This is a genomic window from Streptomyces sp. NPDC088350, assembly GCF_044753545.1.
In the GTDB taxonomy this organism is placed as follows: Bacteria; Actinomycetota; Actinomycetes; order Streptomycetales; family Streptomycetaceae; genus Streptomyces.
Genome location: NZ_JBIVNL010000005.1, coordinates 279,970 through 298,191, shown reverse-complemented (window position 1 = coordinate 298,191; position 18,222 = coordinate 279,970). Strand labels below are relative to the sequence as shown.

General features: G+C 71.2%; 16 protein-coding genes and 1 pseudogene. 9 read left to right on the top strand and 8 right to left on the bottom strand.

What is annotated here, in order from left to right; translation table 11 throughout:
* Positions 1-17: 17 nt before the first annotated feature.
* Positions 18-1,370, bottom strand: coding sequence for an MFS transporter (locus tag ACIQBL_RS19250; RefSeq protein WP_401943179.1), 1,353 nt, complete (start codon positions 1,368-1,370; stop codon positions 18-20).
* Positions 1,371-1,608: 238 nt separating this feature from the next.
* Between ACIQBL_RS19250 and ACIQBL_RS19245 the strand changes: the two genes are divergently transcribed.
* Positions 1,609-2,256, top strand: a complete 648-nt coding sequence (locus ACIQBL_RS19245) for an RraA family protein (protein WP_401943176.1) — start codon at positions 1,609-1,611, stop codon at positions 2,254-2,256.
* Positions 2,256-3,311 carry a D-2-hydroxyacid dehydrogenase gene (locus ACIQBL_RS19240; RefSeq protein WP_401943173.1) on the top strand — a complete coding sequence of 352 codons (1,056 nt, stop codon included), beginning with the start codon at positions 2,256-2,258 and terminating at the stop codon, positions 3,309-3,311. The genes ACIQBL_RS19245 and ACIQBL_RS19240 overlap by 1 nt, the downstream gene beginning before the upstream one ends.
* Positions 3,312-3,369: 58 nt before the next feature.
* On the opposite strand, the gene ACIQBL_RS19235 is transcribed toward ACIQBL_RS19240, so the two are convergent.
* Positions 3,370-3,978 carry a flavin reductase family protein gene (locus ACIQBL_RS19235; RefSeq protein ID WP_401943171.1) on the bottom strand — a complete coding sequence of 203 codons (609 nt, stop codon included), beginning with the start codon at positions 3,976-3,978 and terminating at the stop codon, positions 3,370-3,372.
* A 136-nt stretch (positions 3,979-4,114) separates the two neighbouring features.
* On the opposite strand from ACIQBL_RS19235, the gene ACIQBL_RS19230 reads away from it, so the two are divergent.
* Both ACIQBL_RS19230 and ACIQBL_RS19225 read left to right on the top strand, forming a co-directional pair.
* Positions 4,115-4,804, top strand: coding sequence for a haloacid dehalogenase type II (locus ACIQBL_RS19230; RefSeq protein ID WP_401943169.1), 690 nt, complete (start codon positions 4,115-4,117; stop codon positions 4,802-4,804).
* A 309-nt stretch (positions 4,805-5,113) separates the two neighbouring features.
* On the top strand, positions 5,114-6,511 hold the full coding sequence (locus ACIQBL_RS19225) for a DEAD/DEAH box helicase (protein WP_401943167.1): 1,398 nt from the start codon (positions 5,114-5,116) through the stop codon (positions 6,509-6,511).
* A gap of 78 nt (positions 6,512-6,589) precedes the next feature.
* On the opposite strand, the gene ACIQBL_RS19220 is transcribed toward ACIQBL_RS19225, so the two are convergent.
* Positions 6,590-6,961, bottom strand: coding sequence for a MerR family transcriptional regulator (locus ACIQBL_RS19220; protein ID WP_401943165.1), 372 nt, complete (start codon positions 6,959-6,961; stop codon positions 6,590-6,592).
* A 119-nt stretch (positions 6,962-7,080) separates the two neighbouring features.
* Between ACIQBL_RS19220 and ACIQBL_RS19215 the strand changes: the two genes are divergently transcribed.
* Positions 7,081-8,154, top strand: coding sequence for an alkene reductase (locus ACIQBL_RS19215; protein WP_401943162.1), 1,074 nt, complete (start codon positions 7,081-7,083; stop codon positions 8,152-8,154).
* Between the two features lie 199 nt (positions 8,155-8,353).
* A complete protein-coding gene (locus ACIQBL_RS19210) occupies positions 8,354-9,505 on the top strand; it encodes an acyl-CoA dehydrogenase family protein (RefSeq protein ID WP_401943160.1) in 1,152 nt (383 codons plus the stop codon).
* Here ACIQBL_RS19210 and ACIQBL_RS19205 read toward each other — a convergent pair.
* The 5 genes and pseudogenes from ACIQBL_RS19205 to ACIQBL_RS19185 form a co-directional block, all read right to left on the bottom strand.
* A complete protein-coding gene (locus ACIQBL_RS19205) occupies positions 9,499-10,047 on the bottom strand; it encodes a PaaI family thioesterase (protein ID WP_401943158.1) in 549 nt (182 codons plus the stop codon). The two genes, ACIQBL_RS19210 and ACIQBL_RS19205, sit on opposite strands and share 7 nt — an antisense overlap.
* 16 nt (positions 10,048-10,063) lie before the next feature.
* Entirely contained in the window at positions 10,064-11,038 is a 975-nt protein-coding gene (locus ACIQBL_RS19200) for an LLM class flavin-dependent oxidoreductase (protein ID WP_401943156.1), read from the bottom strand.
* The gene (locus ACIQBL_RS19195) at positions 11,035-13,452 is read right to left on the bottom strand and encodes a GNAT family N-acetyltransferase (protein WP_401943154.1); all 2,418 of its coding nucleotides are present in this window, start codon (positions 13,450-13,452) and stop codon (positions 11,035-11,037) included. The genes ACIQBL_RS19200 and ACIQBL_RS19195 overlap by 4 nt, the downstream gene beginning before the upstream one ends.
* Before the next feature lie 14 nt (positions 13,453-13,466).
* Positions 13,467-14,546 (bottom strand): amidohydrolase family protein, encoded by a 1,080-nt coding sequence (locus ACIQBL_RS19190; RefSeq protein ID WP_401943152.1) that lies wholly within the window; start codon positions 14,544-14,546, stop codon positions 13,467-13,469.
* Between the two features lie 85 nt (positions 14,547-14,631).
* Positions 14,632-15,078 (bottom strand): annotated as a pseudogene (locus ACIQBL_RS19185) (electron transfer flavoprotein subunit alpha/FixB family protein); the annotation flags it as partial.
* A gap of 170 nt (positions 15,079-15,248) precedes the next feature.
* Between ACIQBL_RS19185 and ACIQBL_RS19180 the strand changes: the two are divergent.
* The 3 genes from ACIQBL_RS19180 to ACIQBL_RS19170 are packed head-to-tail and all read left to right on the top strand — an operon-like array spanning position 15,249 to position 18,219.
* On the top strand, positions 15,249-16,571 hold the full coding sequence (locus ACIQBL_RS19180; RefSeq protein WP_401943150.1) for a phenylacetate--CoA ligase family protein: 1,323 nt from the start codon (positions 15,249-15,251) through the stop codon (positions 16,569-16,571).
* Complete coding sequence (locus ACIQBL_RS19175; RefSeq protein ID WP_401943149.1) at positions 16,571-17,302, top strand: hypothetical protein; 732 nt, start codon at positions 16,571-16,573, stop codon at positions 17,300-17,302. Before ACIQBL_RS19180 ends, ACIQBL_RS19175 begins: the two co-directional genes overlap by 1 nt.
* 2 nt (positions 17,303-17,304) lie before the next feature.
* The gene (locus tag ACIQBL_RS19170; RefSeq protein ID WP_401943146.1) at positions 17,305-18,219 is read left to right on the top strand and encodes an SDR family oxidoreductase; all 915 of its coding nucleotides are present in this window, start codon (positions 17,305-17,307) and stop codon (positions 18,217-18,219) included.
* The last annotated feature ends 3 nt before the right edge of the window (positions 18,220-18,222 follow it).

The following is an 18,222-nucleotide window of genomic DNA, read 5'->3' as shown; positions in this document are numbered from 1 at the left end:
CCGAAGTGCGGTTCGGTTCAGTGGGAAGCGAGCGGCCGGCCCTTGGTCTCCCGCAGGAACGCCACGGTGACCAGGGTGATCGCGGCCGTGATGATCGCGGCGAACGCCGGGATCAGGTTGGACCCCGTCGACTTGATCAGATCGGTCATCACGAGCGGGGCGCTGCCGCCGAAGACGACCGTCGAGAGGCTGAACCCGATGCTGTACGCGGAGTAGCGCACGCTGGTCGGGAACATCTCGGCGAGCACGGTGTGGACGACCGCCGCGTGGCCGGAGAACGCCACGGCGAGCACGACGGTGCCGATACAGGCGAGCCCGAATCTGCCGGTGGTGATGAGCAGGAACATGGGGTACGCCACCACGCCCACCGCGACGGCGGAGAGGGCGAGCACGGGTTTGCGGCCGATCCGGTCCGACAGCCGCGCCATGAGCGGAATGCTGATCACGATGGCGACCAGACTGCACGCGGTGACCATGAGCGCCCGCACCATCGAGAAGTTGTGGTCGCCGAGCGAGGTCTTCAGATAGGTCGGCATGTAGACGAACAGCAGGTAGTAGCCGGGGCCGTTGAGCGCGGGCAGGAAGATCGTGAGCAGGATCGCCTTCAGGTGCCGCTTCGAGGTCAGCGCCTCCCGCAGCGGGTTGCGGGCGACGGTCCGCTGCTCGCGCAGGGCGGTGAAGTGCGGGGTCTCCTCCAGCCTGCTGCGGATGTAGAAGCCGACGTAGCCGAGGGGGACGGCGACCAGGAACGGCACCCGCCAGGCCCAGGAGGTCATCGCGCCGTCGCCGAGCGTCGTGATGAGGACGGCGGAGAGGGTGCTGCCGAACATGAGGGCCACGAACGAGCCGACCGCGATGAAGCTCATCATGTAGTTGCGGCGCGCGTCCGGCGCGTACTCGCCGACGAACGACATGGCACCCGCCACCTCGCCGCCCGCCGAGAAGCCCTGGAGCACCCGGAGCAGGACCAGCAGGACGGGCGCGCCGACCCCGATGGCCGTGTGCGAGGGGATGAGGCCGATGGCGGCGGTCGCTCCGGAGATGAGCACCAGGAGGGTGGCCAGCAGCCTCTTGCGCCCGAGCCTGTCCCCGAGGTATCCGCAGATCACGCTGCCGAAGGGGCGCGCGAGGAAGCTGATCAGGAAGCCGACGTTGGTGAGGAAGAGACCTCCCGCGTCGGCCTCGCCCATGATGTTGAGCGCGAGATAGGTGACGAGCAGGCCGTAGATGCCGTAGTCGTACCACTCGACGAAGGAGCCGATGGCGCCCGCGACGGTGGCCTTGCGGACGACCTTGTCCTGTGCGGTGACGACGTCGACCGCTGTCTCTGAGGGTTCTGTGGTGATGCCGAGTCGATCTGACGTTGCCATGGGCCCACTTCCGGTCCGGAGCCGAGCTGCGACTTGAATCGCGAATGAGAATAAGTTCGCATTCTCGGAGCGGTCAAGGGCTGGAGTTGCACCTGTGTCAACCTTGCGATTCCGCCATGTTTCCGTGGTGACGGCAGTCGATCCGACGATCACGACCCCTTGTCTGTCGACGTGGACGGATGCAGACTGACACCTTGAAACGCGAAAGAGTTCGCATTTTTTGGTGAAGGGGTCTGAGATGAGCCAGGACAACGTGCGCGAGAACGTGCGCGTCACCAGCGGGTGGGAGCGCGTCGACCGGGAGGTGCTCGACCGGTTCCGCGAACACTCCGTGGCCAACCTCGGTGACGCCCTCGACCGGCTGAACATCGTCGACGGGGGCATCGCACCCGTCTGGAACGGCGCCCGGGCCGTCGGCACCGCGCTCCCGGTGCTCACCGTCGCGGGCGACAACAAGGCCGTGATCGCCGCGCTCGAACACATCCGCCCCGGCGACATCCTCGTCATCAACTCCTTCGGCCACCCCGGTCGCGCCATCATCGGCGACAACCTCGCCCAGCGATTCGACGTGTACGGCGCGGTCGGCGCGGTCGTCGACGGCTATGTGCGCGACGGCGCCATCATCGAGAAGCTCGGCGTCCCCGTCTTCGCCCGCGGCCTGACACCCGCCGGCCCCTTCAAGAACGGTCCCGGCACGATCGGCGAACCCGTCGCCATCGGCGGGGTGGTGGTGAACCCCGGCGACATCGTCGCCGCCGACGCCGACGGCGTGATCGTGATCCCCCCGCACCGCGCCGAGGAGGCCCTCACCGCGGTCAAGGAGATCGTCGCCCGCGAGGCCGACCTCGACGCCGAGGTCGAGGCACTGCGGAAGCGGGCCGCCTGATGCGGGAGACCGACCGGCTCCGCGTCGCCGTCGCCGCCCCGCTCTCCGAGGAGAACTGCGCGCTCATAAGGGAGTTGGAGCCCAGGATCGACCTCGTCGTCGACCCTTCCCTCCTACCGCCGATGCGCTGGCCCGCCGACTTCGCGGGCGACCCGGCCTGGCGCCGCACACCGCGGCAGCGAAGCGCCTACGAGGCGGCACTCGACTCGGCCGACGCGCTCTACGGCATCCCCGACGTGGACCCCTCCGCCCTGGCGCGAACCGTCCGCGCCAACGGACGGCTGCGCTGGGTGCACACCATGGCGGCCGGCGGCGGCAGCCAGGTCAAGGCGGCGGGACTCGGCCCCGAGGAACTCGACCGGGTCGCCTTCACCACCTCGGCCGGCGTGCACGGGCAGCCCCTCGCCGAGTTCGCCGTCTTCGGCGTCCTCGCGGGAGCCAAGGACCTGCCCCGCCTCGGCCGCCAGCAGCGCGCCCACGAGTGGAGCGGTCGCTGGACCATGAGGCAGGTGAGCGAGCAGACGGTACTCGTGCTCGGCCTCGGCGGGATCGGCCGTGTCGTCGCCGCGAAACTGTGGGCGCTGGGCGCGAGGGTCATCGGCACCAGCAGGAAGGACGTGAGCCTCCCCGGTGTCGCCGAGGTCGTCCGTCCCGACCGTCTCGCCGAGGTGGCGCCGACGGTGGACGCCGTGGTCAACACCCTCCCCGGCACCGCGGCGACCGAGCATCTGCTCGACAAGCGGTTCTTCGACGCCCTCCGGCCCGGCGCTACCCTCGTCAACGTCGGGCGCGGAAACGTCGTCGACGAGACCGCCCTGCTCGACGCCCTCGACTCCGGCCGGGTCGGCTTTGCCGCACTCGACGTGTTCGAGACGGAACCACTGCCCGCCCACAGCCCCCTCTGGGACCACGACCACGTCCTGATCAGCCCGCACACCGCCGCGCTCAACACCGCGGAGGACCGCCTCATCGCCGAACTCTTCGCCGCCAACGCCACCCGCCTCCTCGACGGACGCGCTCTGCTCAACCGGGTGGACACGGTGGAGTTCTACTGACCGACACGGGAGACGGCGCGGTGCCGGAGAAGCCGATCAGCCGACCAGGTGGCCCGTATCAGCTCGACGCGGGCCAGTCGGCGTAGCGGATACGGCGCAGGTCGAGAACGTCGCCGAGGGTGCCCCACTCGTCCTTGCCCAGGCGGGCCAGGGGGCGCAGCCGGGTCACCTCCGGATGGCCGTCGTCCAGGACGGTCTCGTCGATCGCGATGTGCACCACCCGCCCGAACACCACGGTGGAGTCACCCAGCCCGAGGGTGCTGTGCAGCTCGCACTCCAGCGCCACGGGGGAGCCGGCGACGCGGGGTGCCTTCACCCGTGCGCCGGCCTCGCGCCCCACCCCCACGGCGTCGAACTCGCTCACGCCTTCCGGGAAGTCCGTCGCGGTCCTGTTCACCTCGTCGATGAGCGACTCCGGCGCGAGGTTGACCACGAACTGCCCGGTGGCCTCGACATTGCGCAGCGAGTCCTTGCGGCCGACCGAGGTGAACTGCACGATCGGTGGCCTGACCGACGAGACCGTGAAGAAGGAGTGCGGAGCGAGATTGTCGACCCCGTCGGCGGAGACGGTCGACACCCAGGCGATGGGGCGCGGAACGACAGTCGACGTGAGCAGGCGATAGACCGCGACCGGCTCCATCAGGGCCGGGTTGTATTCAGTACGCATACCAGCGATATATCAGACGTGCACGATCCGCCGGGCTGCCGGAATCCGGTGGTTTCCCGCCGCGTTGGGTCAACAGCCGCTCCTACGCCCCTACTTCGACCCTTCGCCCCTTCGTCTCGTCCAGGAGACCTCTCCCATGGCAGAGCCCGAGATCGACGCCGTCGTCTTCGACGTGCTCGGCACGCTCGTCGACGAACCCGCCGGTATCCGCGCCGGCATACGCGCGCTGGACCCGTCGCTCGACGATCCCCGGGTCGAGCGGCTTCTGGCGCTGTGGCAGCGGCACATCGACCGCGAGCAGCGTCGCGTCCTCGACGGCGTCCGCCCCTACCTCACCAGCGAGGCCCTCGACCTGGAGGCCGCCCGGCTCGTCGCCGAGGCCGTCGGAGTCGACGAGCCCGCCGCCGTAGCGGCGCTTGCCCGGTCGGGGTGCCGGCTTCCGCCGTGGCCCGACACGGTGGCGGGGCTCGCCCGGCTCGCCGAACGGTTCCCGCTGATCGGGCTCTCCAACGCCGGCCGGACGGCGCTGCTGGAACTCAACGCCCACGCCGGCCTGCGCTGGCACCAGGCACTGTCCGCCGAGGAGGCCCGGACCTACAAGCCGGACCCGGCGGTGTACCAGTTGGCCGTCACCGTCTCCGGCCGACCGCCGGAACGGCTTCTCATGGTCGCCGCCCACGCCTGGGACCTGCGGGGAGCACAGCGCGTCGGCCTGCGCACCGCCTTTGTCGCCCGTCCCGCCGGTGACCCGCCCGCCTCTGCGGACCGGTTCGACGTCTACGCCGACGACCTGGCCGGTCTGGCCGACCAACTCGCCGATTTCTAGCGGGGTTTCAGGCAGATGACCTGGGTGGTCCTGCCCACCTGCCTGCCGCTCGTTCTCCGTCGTTGCCACGCCGTGACACCGGCCGCGTCGGGGTGTTCGACGACCTGCTCGCCGCCCGCGACGGTCACGAGGTCCTCGTCACCTTCACGCTCAAGCCCTGAGTCCTCCTCGCGGCGTCCCCTCGGGCGCTGAGGCGGGTGCCTCCGGTGTCCGCTGGTAAAATGGGGGAACGCTTCGACACCGCTGGGGCCCGTGCCAAGAGGTACGGGCCCCAGCGCGTTGCGGGCATCAGACCGAGAAAGGTTCCCCATGAACGCGCAGCCGCCGGCCTCCGGCCCCTCCCGTGCCGACGAGGACGGGTCGGCGGCGGCGCCGCGCGCGGTCTCCGCGGGCCCGTCGCCGGTCACTTCCTTCGACGGGTTCGGGCTGCCGTCCGAGCTGGTGGGGACGATGACCGGCCTCGGGGTGACGGAGCCCTTCCCGATCCAGGCGGCGACCCTGCCCGACGCGCTGGCCGGCCGGGACGTACTGGGCCGGGCGCGGACCGGTTCCGGCAAGACGCTGGCCTTCGGACTCGCGCTGCTCGTACGGACCGCGGGCCGGCGGGCGGAGTCGAAACGGCCGCTCGCCCTGGTCCTGGTGCCGACCCGTGAGCTCGCCCAGCAGGTGAGCGACGCGCTCGAACCGTACGCGCGGACACTGGGTGTGCGGCTGGCGACGGTGGTCGGCGGTCTGTCGATCAACCGGCAGCAGGCGCTGCTGCGGACCGGCGTCGAGGTGGTCGTCGCGACGCCGGGGCGGCTGGCCGACCTCGTGTCGCGCCGGGACTGCGTTCTGAACCATGTGCGGATCACCGTGCTGGACGAGGCGGACCAGATGTGCGACCTGGGGTTCCTGCCGCAGGTCTCGGAGATCCTGGACCAGGTCGGCGCCGACGGGCAGCGGCTGCTGTTCTCGGCCACGCTCGACCGCGACGTCGACCAACTGGTCAAGGACTATCTCCACGACCCCGTTGTCGCCTCGGTCGACCGGGCCGCGGGCTCGGTCACGACGATGGACCACCACGTGCTGAACATCCACGCCGCCGACAAGTACGCGACGGCGACCGAGATCGCCGCACGCGACGGCCGGGTGCTGATGTTCCTCGACACCAAGGCCGGCGTGGACCAGTTCACCCGGCACCTGCGGGCCAGCGGCGTACGGGCCGCCGCCCTGCACAGCGGGAAGTCCCAGCCGCAGCGCACGCACACGCTCGGCCAGTTCAAGGACGGCGAGGTCACCGTGCTGGTGGCCACCAACGTCGCCGCCCGGGGTATTCACATCGACGCCCTCGACCTCGTCGTCAACGTCGACCCGCCCGCCGACGCCAAGGACTACCTGCACCGGGCCGGGCGTACGGCGCGCGCGGGGGAGTCCGGCAAGGTGGTCACCCTGGTCACCCCCAACCAACGGCGCGACGTCAACCGGATGATGTCCGACGCCGGCATCCGCCCGACCGTCACCCAGGTGCGCTCGGGCGAGGAGAAGCTGACCGCCATCACCGGCGCCAAACGCCCGCCGACCGGCACGAAGACCAGCGGCGGCAACGCCCCCTTCCGCGGCATGGGCACCCGACCGGGCCGCCCCGCCAAGGAGTCCCGCAAAACCGCTGACGCCCGCAAGGCGGCGGAGGCCCGCGCGGCGGCCAGGGTACGCAAGAGCCGCTGACCCGACGGACGGCTCCGTGGCCGCGCCGCCACGCGTCCCTTCGTCAAGAATCCCGTCGACGAGACCGTCCGGGCCTCCTCATGCCGCGGCGCGGCGGCCGTCGCGGTCGGCGCGGGCCGTGGCCATCAGGCCGTCGAGCGCGTCGCGGGTGTTCAGCAGCTCCTCGATGTGGGCGGAGAGCCGGTCGCGCTCCTGGGCCATGCGTTCCAGCGCGGAGTTGGAGTTCTCGTCGCTGGGTGCGTCGCGGCACGGCATCAGTTCGAGGATGGTGCGGCTGGACAGCCCGGCCACGTACAGGCGCTGGATGAAGTCGACCCGCGCGATGTCGTCCTGAGTGAAGTGCCGCTGCCCGCCGCCGCTGCGGGTGCTGACGAGCAGCCCCTGCTCTTCGTAGTAGCGCAGGGAACGGACACTCACCCCGCTCCGCGCCGCGAGTTCACCGATCCGCATCTCACCCTCCCGACCGTGCCCTGGGCTCCAGGACTTGCATCTCACATTGATGTCAGGTTTTAGCGTACCTGTCGGGCCCGCTCTTCCCGGGCCTTCGGCACATACGAAGGAGTTCCGGCATGACCACGTTGTTCGACCGCCACCGCCTCGGCGGCCTGGAACTGCCCAACCGCGTCGTGATGGCCCCGATGACCCGGGTCCGCGCCGCGGCCGGGGGCCTGGCCACCCCGTCCATGGCGGTGTACTACGCCCAGCGGGCCACCGCGGGGCTGATCGTCACCGAGGGCGTGCAGCCCAGCCTGGTCGGGCAGTCCAACCCGGGCACCCCGGGGCTCCACACCGACGAGCAGGTGGCCTCATGGCGGCCCGTCACCGACGCCGTGCACGCCAACGGCGGGCGGATCTTCGCCCAGATCATGCACGGCGGCCGGGTCTCGCACCCCGACACCACCGGCCTCCAGCCGGTCGGACCGTCCGCCGTCGCCGCCGTGGGCGATGTGTTCACCCCGACCGGGCCGCAGCCCACCCCGGTCCCGCGCGCCCTGGACCTCTCCGAGGTGCCCGAGCAGGCCCGCTCGTACGCCGAGGCCGCCCGGCGCGCCGTCGACGCCGGCTTCGACGGCGTCGAACTGCACGGCGCGAACGGCTACTTGATCTCCCAGTTCCTGTCGTCCAACGCCAACCTGCGCACCGATTCCTACGGCGGACCGATCGCCCACCGCATCCGCTTCGCCGTCGAGGCCGTCGCCGCCACGGTCGACGCCGTGGGCGCGGCCCGCACCGCGATCAGGCTCTCTCCCGGCGGCACCTTCTGGGGCGTCGAGGAGAGGGAGGTGCCGGAACTGTACGCGGCCCTGCTCGCCGAACTGGTCCGCTTCGACCTCGCCTATGTGCACCTGGAGGCCACCGCCGAGGAGGAGGTGCTGGTCGGGCTGCGCCGGGCGTGGCCGGGCAGCCTGGTCGTCAACCCGGTGGTCCCGATGGGCCCCAAGCAGGTCGACCGGGCCGCCGCCGACCACTGGCTCGGCCTGGGCGCGGACCTGATCAGCTTCGGCCGCGGCTTCCTCGCCAACCCCGACCTGGTGGAACGGCTCCGCACGGGGCTGCCGCTCGCGCCCGCCGACCCGGCCACGTACTTCGAGGGCGGCGACGCGGGCTATCTCACCTACCCCGCCTACCAGTGCACCGCCTGACCGGACACGAAGGACGAGGGGAGCAGTCCGTCTGCGCGACCACCGACGCACGGACCTGCCGGCCCGCCGAGACCCGCCACATCACGGGACTCGGCGGGATTCGGCGGCACTCGGCGAGGACGCATTCCGGCCGGGCAGCCTATCCGCTAACATAGAATAATTAGCTAGATGAATAGCCTAGTGCTGTCGAGGAGTGGCCGTGGACTTCGGGCTGACCGACGAGCAGGACCTGTTGCGCGCGACGGCACGGCAGTTCGTCGCCGACGTGTGCCCGGCCGAGAAGGCCAAGCGATGGGACGAGGAGGGCGTCGTACCGCCCGAGTTGTTCCGCGGCATGGCCGAACTGGGGTGGTTCTCCCTGCCGTTCGGCGAGGACGAGGGCGGGGACGGCGGCAGCCCGCTCGAACTCATCCTGATCGCCGAGGAGTTGGGGCGGGCCAGCTTCGACGTCGCCATGTGCTACATCGGCGTGCTCATCCCGGGGATCACCGTGTTCCGGTGGGGGAACGAGGCGCAGCGCGACTTCATCCGTGAGCAGGTGATGACGGGGCGCCACCGGCTCGCCGTAGGCCTCAGCGAGCCGGACAGCGGGTCCGACGCCGCCGCCCTGCGCACCACCGCCGAGGACCACGGCGACCACTTCCTCGTCCGCGGCCAGAAGGCCTGGTGCACCGGTGGTGGTCTGCCCGACACGACCATCGCGACCTACGTCCGGACCGGACCCCGCGAACCCAAGCACGGCGGCATCAGCCTGCTCCTCGTCGACCCCGCGACGGACGGCGTCGAGGTGCGCCGGACGCCGACGCTGGCCCGGCACATCCTCGGCACCAACGAGATCTTCTTCAACGACGCGTTGATCCCGAAGGAGAACCTCGTCGGCCCGCGCGACGAGGGCTGGAAGGTCATGCTCTCCAACATCGAACTGGAGAAGGTGATCATCACCGGCGGGTATCTGGGCGCCGCACAGGCCACGTTGGACGAGATGCTGGAGTACTCCCGCACCCGGCACGCCTTCGGCCGGCCGATCGGGAACTTCCAGGCCCTCGCCCACGCCATGGCCGACCTCCAGACCGAGATCGACTCGGCCCGCCTGCTCGCGTACCGCGCCGCCTGGCTGCTCGCCCAGGGCAAGCCGTGCACGAGGGAGGGTTCGATGGCCAAGCTCAAGGGGTCGGAGACCTATGTGGCCGCCGCCCGGCTCGGGATGCAGGTCTGTGCCGGGCACGGCTTCTCGACCGAGAGCGTGATGAGCTTCCGCTACCGGGAGTCGATCGTGGCCACGATCTCCGGCGGAACCAGCCAGATCCAGCGCAACGGGATCGCCCGGAGCATGGGGCTGCGGTCCTACTGAACCTCGCCCCCGTGCTTGACTTTGGCCTCCTGGTCGGCCAGCCACGCCTCGTGCCGTGCGAAGTGGCCCTGGTCGCGGGTCACCCAGATCCCGGAGGCCCGGGCCAGCACGGCACGGGTCGGCAGCAGCACCATCTCCCCCGCGATGTACCAGCGCCGGCCCTCTCGGCGTTCGACCCAGGCCCGGACCTCCAGTGGCCGTTCCACCGGAACCGGCTTCACGAAGCTCACGCCCAACTCCGCCGTGACGCTCAACACCCGGTGCAGCAGCGGGAGATGACCGAGACAGTCGTCCAGTACGGCCGCCGTCCAGCCGCCGTGCGCGACATTCGGCCCGCCCTCCTGGTCGCGGGGACAGGCGAGCGCGAACACCGCCACGCCGTCCTCGTCGAGCCGTTCGCCCTCGACACCCAGACGGCAGGAACCGGCGACACGGCACGCGCCGCACAGCGCCACGCCGCCGTGGGTGCGGGGCGGCTCCTGGAAGTCGGCGCCCGCCCAGGGCCCCGCGGGCGTCGAGGCCCCACCGGTCGTTCTCGTCACGCTGATCCTCCTCGGTTCAGACATCGGCAAGCAGCGGGCGCAACTTCCCGGCGATCAGCTGGACCTGGCGTGCCACCATCTCCTCGGGCATCCCGGCCAGCGACGCCCACAGGAACACCCCTTCCACCGGCAGCCCCGCCACGTACGCCCTGATGGCGTCGGCGACGTCCTGCGGGGTGCCGTACAGGAACTGACCGACGCCGGTCGCCCGCAGCCCTGTCTCCCGCCACTTCTCGGGGTCGATGGGGCGGGGCGCGGGCTGGTCGGTGCCCTCGACCATGTACCGGCGATAGCTGTCCCACTGGTACGCCAGGTGCTTGCGCACCACAGGCCAGTCGCCCTCGGGGTCCTCGGTGACGAACGTGGTGAACGAACCCTGCATCCGCGCCGCCGACACGTCGTAGCCGCTCTCGGCGAGGCCGTCCCGGTACGGCGCCAGCAGGGCCGGGTTGAGGGAGAGCAGCCCGGTGCCCAGCCGTCCGGCGCGGCGTGCGCCCTGGGGGCCCTGGTAGCCGAGCCAGATCGGCAGCGGGTCCTGGACCGGGCCGGGGGTGACCAGGGACTCGGACCACAGGCCGCGGATCTCCCGCACCCGCTGGTCCGTCGTGGAGTAGCGCCGGGCGAGATCGGCGCCGTAGAGCCGGTACTCGGGTACGCGGTAGCCGGTGCCGAGGCCGAGGTCCAGGCGGCCGTCGCTGATGATGTCGACGACGGCGGCCTGTTCGGCGAGTTCGGGGGCCGCGTGCAGGGGCGCGGGGATGACCGCGGTGCCCAGGCGGATCCTGCTCGTGCGGGCCGCGACCGCGGCGGCCATGGTGAGCGGCTGCGGGAGGTATCCGTCCTCGAAGCCGTGGTGTTCGGAGAACCAGACCGAGTCGAGGCCGAGGTGGTCCGCCTCCTCGCACATCTCCAGGGCGAATCCGTAGACGCGAGCCCAACTCTGCTGCCAGGGAGGGGGGTTGCGCATGTCGAAGTAGATGCCGACCTTCATGAGGGGCCGCCTCTCCTTGTGTCGTCGGTGAGTTCGATCGTGGCGTGGGCGACGGCGACGCCGTCCCCGGGCGGCAGCAGCCGTACCGGACGCAGTTCCATCGACTCGATCTCGGGCAGGTCCTCGACCATCGCGGAGATCCGCAGCACGGTTTCCTCCAGGGCCGTCAGGTCCACGCCCGGGCCGCCCACCCGGCCGTCCAGCAGCGGGGCGGCGCGCAGCGAGCGGATCATCTCGCGGGCGTCGCGGTCGCTGAGCGGGGTGATCCGGTGGGCGACGTCGGCCATGAGGTCGGCGTAGTCCCCGGTGAGACCGAACGCGATCACCGGGCCGAAGACCGGGTCCGCGCGGACGGAGAGGAACGCGTCCGGGCCGTGGGAGTCCGCGTCCCGGACCGAGATGCCGTACGAGTGCAGCAACTCGGCGGCGGCCTGCGGCGGTACGGCTCCGGGAGCGCGCCCGGCGACCAGCGAGCGGGCCCGGTCCGTGTCGACGCCCGGAAGGTCCGGTATGACTCCGGCGGGGGTGCTGCGCCACGCCTGGTACGCCGCCGCGTGGCCGAGCGAGGTCGCGGCGGATTCGGGGAACGCGTAGGTCGGTACGACGAGTTCGCCCCGGTGGAGGAGGTCGGCGACGCCCGCGCCGCCGAGGAAACTCGCGACCACCGGTTTCCCGGGCGCGGCCTCGGCCGCGTCGAGGATCGCCGCCGCGACCTCGTCGGGCTTGTCGGCGAGCGGCGGCATGAAGAGGACCACGGCGGAGTCGATGGAGTCGTCGGCCAGTACGGCGTCCAGCGCGTGCCGGTAGTGCGCGGCGGTGGCCGTCGGCGTGAGGTCGATCGGGTTGGTGACGTCCGCGCGGGGCGAGAGCGCCGTACGGAGGGTGTGCCGTAGGCGCTCGGCCAGTGCGGGCACCCGCAGGCCGCTCGCCTCGCACGCGCCGACGGTCAGCGCGGCGGGGCCGCCCGCGTTGGTGAGCACGGCGACCCGGTGGCCCGGCGGGGGCGGCTGGTGCGCCAACAGGAGTGTTACGTCGAAGAGTTCCTGGAGACTGCGGGTGCGGATGACGCCGGACTGGGCGAAGAGCGAGTCGACCGCCGTGTCCGCGTGGCCCGGGTGCACCGCGACGATCGGCTTGCGCGGCGCGACCCGGCGCGCGATACGGGCGAACCGGCGCGGATTGCCGAAGGTCTCGACATGCAGCAGGACCACCGAGGTCTCGGGGTCCTCCTCCCACCACTGGAGCAGGTCGTTGGTGGACACGTCCACGGCGTGGCCCACCGACACGAACCCGGAGAAGCCCAGCCGCAGCCGGCGGGCGAAGTCGAGCACCGCGAGCCCGAGGGGCCCGGACTGGCTGGACATCGCCACCCGGCCCGGCGTAGGCAGCGCGGGCGAGAAGGTCGCGGCCAGCCGAGCGGCGGGCGTCGTGTTGACCACACCCATGCAGTTCGGGCCCACCAGCCGCATCCCGGAGGCGCGGGCGAAGCGGGCCAGTTCCAGCTCGGTCGCCCGACCCTCGACTCCCGTTTCGCCAAAGCCCGTTGAGACGACGACCACGGCCTTGACGCCGGCCTCCGCACACTCTCGTACGACTTCGGGGACCGCCTCGGCCCGCACGGCGACCAGCGCCAGGTCCGGTACCTCGGGCAGCTCCCGGATGTTCGGATACGCCCGTGCCCCCGCGACCCGCTCGGCCAGGGGATTGACCGGGAACACGGGGCCGCGGAAACCGCCCCGCACCAGATTGGCGACGATCTCGTGGCCGATGGTCAGGGGGCTCCGGTTCGCGCCGATCACGGCGACCGAGCGGGGTTCGAGGAGCGGGCGCAGGGAGCGCCGCACGGCCGTGTGTTCACGGCGTTCGGCGCGGGCGACGGCCTGGGCCTGTGGGTCGACGGCGATCTCGAAGTGGACGATCTGGCCGGGCGGCCCGGCCTCGACCCGGTAGCCGGAGCCGAGGAACACGTTGATCATGCGGGTGTTGTCGGCGAGGACGTCGGCCTCCAGGACCCGGATGCCCCGGGTGCGCGCGGCGGCGGCGATGTGCTCCAGGAGCAGCCTGCCGAACCCCTCGCTCTGGTGGTCGTCGCGGATGGTGAAGGTGACCTCCGCGTGCTCCGGTTCCTCGGGGTCGCGGACGTACCGCACCAGGCCCGCGATCTCGTCGCCGGCCAGGGCGACGAGTGCCAGTTCGTTGAGGTAGTCCACGCGGGCGCCGCGCCGGATCACGTCGTCGCGGGCGCGGACCACCGGGCCGAGCGAGCGATAGGCCAGGGTCGCCCGGGACAGGCCGCCGACGAACGCGACCAGGCGGTCGGCGTCCTCCGGCCGGACGGGCCGGACGAAGGTCGACCGGCCGGTGCGCACGAGGCCCGGTCGTTCCAGATCCTCGGGATACGGCGGACTGCTCATCGGGGTGTCGCCGCTCAGACCGCCGCCTCCTGGGGAGTCCGCTCGGGCAGGCGGAACAGCTCGTCGAAGGTGCCGCGGGTGACGCGCTCGCGGATGTCGGCGGGCACGCCGTCGAACAGCTCGTGCAGCGTGGACTGGGTGTGGCCGTAAGTGCCTTCCAGGTGGGGGTAGTCGTCGCCCCACATCACGTTGCGGTAACCCGTCGACTCGACGATCTCCACCGAGCTCTTGTCGTGCTGGAAGGAGGCGTACACCTGCTGCCTGATGATCTCGCTGGGCAGCCGGCTGAGCTTCGGCCGGACGAACATGCCGTGCTGACGGTAGGCCTCGTCCATCCGGTCGCCGATGGCCGGCACCCAGCCCGCGCCGCCCTCCGCGATCAGGATCTTCAGGTCGGGATGCCGGTCCAGGGCGCCGCCCGCGACCATGTGGGACACGACGCGCATGCCCGGGTAGGTCGTCTCCATGTAGTTGACGACCGCGCCGCCGGGCCCGCGGAAGACGACGTTCTCGCCACCGGTGCCGATGTGGAAGCCCAGCACCAGACCGGCCCGCTCGGCCGCCGTCCACAGCGGTTCCCAGCGGTCGAGGGCGTACTCCTCGCCGGGCCGTGTCTGGCACGGCAGGAACACCGACTGGAAACCCAGCTCCGCCACGCGCTCGACCTCGGCGACGGCGTCCTCGACATCGGCGGTCGACACACAGGCGGGGGTGATGATGCGCTGCTGCTTCCCGAGCACCTCGGAGTGCGCCCAGTCGTTCCAGGCCCGTACGGTCTCCCGGGCCAGCTCCCGGTCGGTGATCGACACCAGCCAGAACCCCATGGAGGGGAAGGCGAGTTGACCCCACACGCCCTCCTGGTCGAGGTCCTTCAGCCGGACCTGGAGATCCCGGGCGCCCGGTGGCCGCATGGCGTCCATGAAGTCGTTGAGCTGGCGGTCGATGCGCTCGCCGTCGATGTACAGCACCTCGTACTTGTCACCGCGCTCACTGCGCGGCGCCCGGTCGGCGAGGCGCGGCGGCAGCGCCTGTGTCCACAGGTCGTCGGGCTCCATCACATGGGAGTCCCCGGAGTTGACCCAGATCTTCGTCATGGCACTCCTTCGGGTCAATAGATGCAATCAGTTAGCGATTTTAATCGTATCGGCGAGCAGACGGAAGGCCAGGAGGGGGTGGAGATCAGCTCCGGCGCCGCTCGATCTCCTCCACCGGCTGCGGGAGCACCTGGAAGAGATCCCCTACGACTCCGTAGTCGGCGAGTTCGAAGATCGGGGCGTCCGCGTCCTTGTTGACGGCGACGATGGTCTGGAAGGTCCGCATGCCCGCGCGGTGCTGGATCGCCCCGGAGATGCCGGCGGCGAGATGGAGCTGCGGGGAGACCTGGGTGCCGGTCTGGCCGACCTGGTGGCTGTGCGGGTACCGGCCCGCGCCGACGGCGGCGCGGGACGCTCCGACGGCCGCGCCCAGGGCGTCGGCGACGCGCTCGATCACGGCGAAGTTCTCGGCGCCGTTCACGCCCCGGCCGCCGGAGGCGACGTCCCCCTTCTCCAACTCGGTGGTGACCGGCGCTGGTTCGGGTGCGGTGGCGTTCGGCTTCACCGTGATCACCGGGGCGCCGTGGGTGACGTGGCGCGCAGGCAACGATCTTCACATCGCCCTCCCGAGGGTCCAATGAGTGCTAATAGTTAACTATATGGATCGAGTGAGCGCGAGAGCTCTCCTGTAATCCGTCGAATTGGTTGACTGATTGCGCTGATAGCTGGAAGATCTGGGCAGCTGAGCCGCGAGGAGGCGCCATGGCCGGGGACAAGGACACCGCTGACAGGTACTTCGAGCCACAGGTGGAGACCATGGCCCGGGACCAGCTGCGGGCACGGCAGGAAGAGCGGGTGGTGGAACTCGTCGAGTACGCCTACGCCAACTCCGCCTTCTACCAAGCACTTTGGGACGAGCACGGGGTGCATCCGCGGGACGTCCGCACCCTGGACGACTTCCGGGCCCGCGTGCCGTTCATCACCAAGGACATGGTGCGCGCCCACCGGGCCCGCACCGGCGACCCCTTCGGCGGGCTGCTCTGCGTCCCGACCGAGGAACTGACCTCCGTCTCCTCCAGTTCGGGCACCACCGGAGACCCCGAGTTCTTCGCCGAGATCTGGGAGGACGCGCCGCCCCTGGTCACCGCACAGGTGCGTGACCTGTGGGAACTCGGCCTCCGGCCCGGAGACCGGGTGCTGAGCCCGCCCGGCACCTTCCGCAACCTCATGGACCCCGGCTACCAGGCGCTCGGCGCGGTCGTCATCGAGGTCGACACCTGGCTCGGGAAGATGGACGAGGTCGTCGAGGCCCTGCGCACCTACCGCCCGGCCTACCTCCAGATGATGTATCCGCAGATGGTGGAGCTGGAGCACCTGGCCGGCCGCACCGACCTCAAGGAGGCGTTCTCCTCCCTCAAGGGCGCCTCCTGCGCCGGACAGCCCCTCAGCCGGAAGATGCGCGAGCGGATCCGCGAGGACTGGGGCATCGACGTCTACGAGTACACCAGCGCCGCCGACACCGGCACCGCCTGGGAGTGCCGCGAACACGACGGCTTCCACCTCTGGGAGGACACCGTCTTCGCCGAGTGCGTCGAGGTCGACGAACACGGCTGGCGCGACGCGGCGGAGGGCGACCTCGGCGAACTGGTTGCCACCGACCTCGACAACCGGGCCGCGCCGCTGATCCGTTACCGCAGCGAGGACCTCGTCCGCCTCTCCCGGGACCGCTGCGGCTGCGGGCGCACCCATGCCCGGATGTGGGTGGCCGGCCGGCGCGGCGACGAGACGCTGGTCCAGGGGCGGTCCGTGGTCCTGCGGGACATCTGGCAGGCGGTCGAGGACCAGCCCGAGACCGTGGCCGGCGTCTTCCAGATCGTCCGCGCCGGACGCGAGGTCGACGAACTGCGCCTGCGTGTCGGCTACGACCCCCGGCTCACCGGCGACGTCGACGCCCTGGCCGGACGCCTGGGCGAGGCCGTGCGGGAGCGGACCGGCGTCAAGCCGGTGCTCGACATGCGCACCGAGGAGGACCTGTTGAAGACCATGACCAGCGTCGCCAAGTTCCCCCGGGTGGTGAGGAGTTGATGGCCCGCGCCGACACCCTGGCCAGGGCCCGCACCCTCGACCGGCCCGAACTCGCCTACCTCGTCCGCTTCCCCACCCCCGCCGGCATCCGGGACATGGAACTGACCTGGACGGAACTCGCCCGCGACACCGACTGGGTCACCGCCCGGTTCCGGGACCATGGACTCGCCGCCGGACAGCGGGCGTTGCTCACCACCTCCGGCTTCGAGGGCTTCTGGGGCCACGCCGTGATCGGTGCCCTGCGCACCCTGAAGGTGACGTACGGCATCGCCGAGGCGATGGGCTGGGACCACCGCAGGACCGCGGTCTTCCACCGCGAACTCGACCCGCACGCGGTCATCGGCCTGTCGGCCGAGACCCTGGAGGGGCTGGCCGGTGCGGCCGACGTCGGTGAGATGTTCCGGACGACGCCGGTCGTGCTGGCCCGGCCCACCGCCATACCGCTGCTGCGCGGGGTGGGCGTGTCCGCCGCCCTGATCGCGACCGTGGGCCCGGCGCTCGCGCTGGAGTGCCCCGAACGCGGGGGCGCGCACGTCAACGCGGCCGAGTGGCGGGTCGGCGTGCGGGACGGGCAGCTGTCCGTGGCGGCGGGGGAAGCGCGCACCTCGCTGCTTCCCGAGACCCCGCTCGGCCTCGCCGGACGCGTGCTCACCGGCCGCTGCGCCTGCGGCAGCGAGGACCCACGGGTGCTCTTCGCCGAGGCCAACCAGTCACCGTCATCGAGGAGTTGAGGATGTCCGAAGGAGTGGTCGACGGCCGGGTCGTGGTCGTCACCGGCGCCGGCAACGGGATCGGCCGGGCACACGCCCTGGCGTTCGCCGCGCACGGCGCGAAGGTCGTCGTCAACGACCTGGGCGGCGCACGGGACGGCGGAGGAGAAGCCTCGGCCGGGCCCGCCCAGACCGTGGTCGACGAGATCGTCGCGGCCGGCGGCGAGGCGGTGGCCAACACGGACGACATCTCCGCCTGGGACGGCGCCGGCCGGCTCGTCCGACAGGCTGTCGACACCTACGGCGGCCTGGACGTCCTGGTCAACAACGCCGGCATCCTGCGGGACCGGATGATCGTGTCGATGACCGAGCGGGACTGGGACAGTGTGATCGCCGTCCACCTCAAGGGCAGCTTCGCCACCCTGCACCACGCCGCCGCGTACTGGCGCGAACGCGCCAAGTGCGGCCACGACAACGACGCCCGCGTGATCAACACGACCTCCCCGTCCGGCATCTTCGGCAACCCCGGCCAGTCCAACTACGGCTCGGCCAAGGCCGGCATCGCGAGCCTCACCGTCATCGCCGCGGCCGAACTCGCCCGCTACGGCGTGACGGTGAACGCCATCGCGCCCACCGCGCTCACCCGGCTCACCGAGGACATCGAGATGATGCGACAGGCAGCCGAGGCCCAGGACCTCACCCCCGAAGCCATCTCCCCGCTCGTCGTGTGGCTCGGCTCGGCCGCCTCGCGCGAGGTCACCGGCCGGGTCTTCGGCGTCGTCGGCAATCGCATCACGGTGCTGGAGGGCTGGGTCAACGGCCCCGGCGCGAGCGCGGAGTCGCGCTGGACACCCGAGGAACTGACCTCCGTCGTCCCGAACCTGGTGGCCAAGGCGGCGCCGAACGCCGACGCCCTGGGCAACCGGAACGGGGCATGAAGA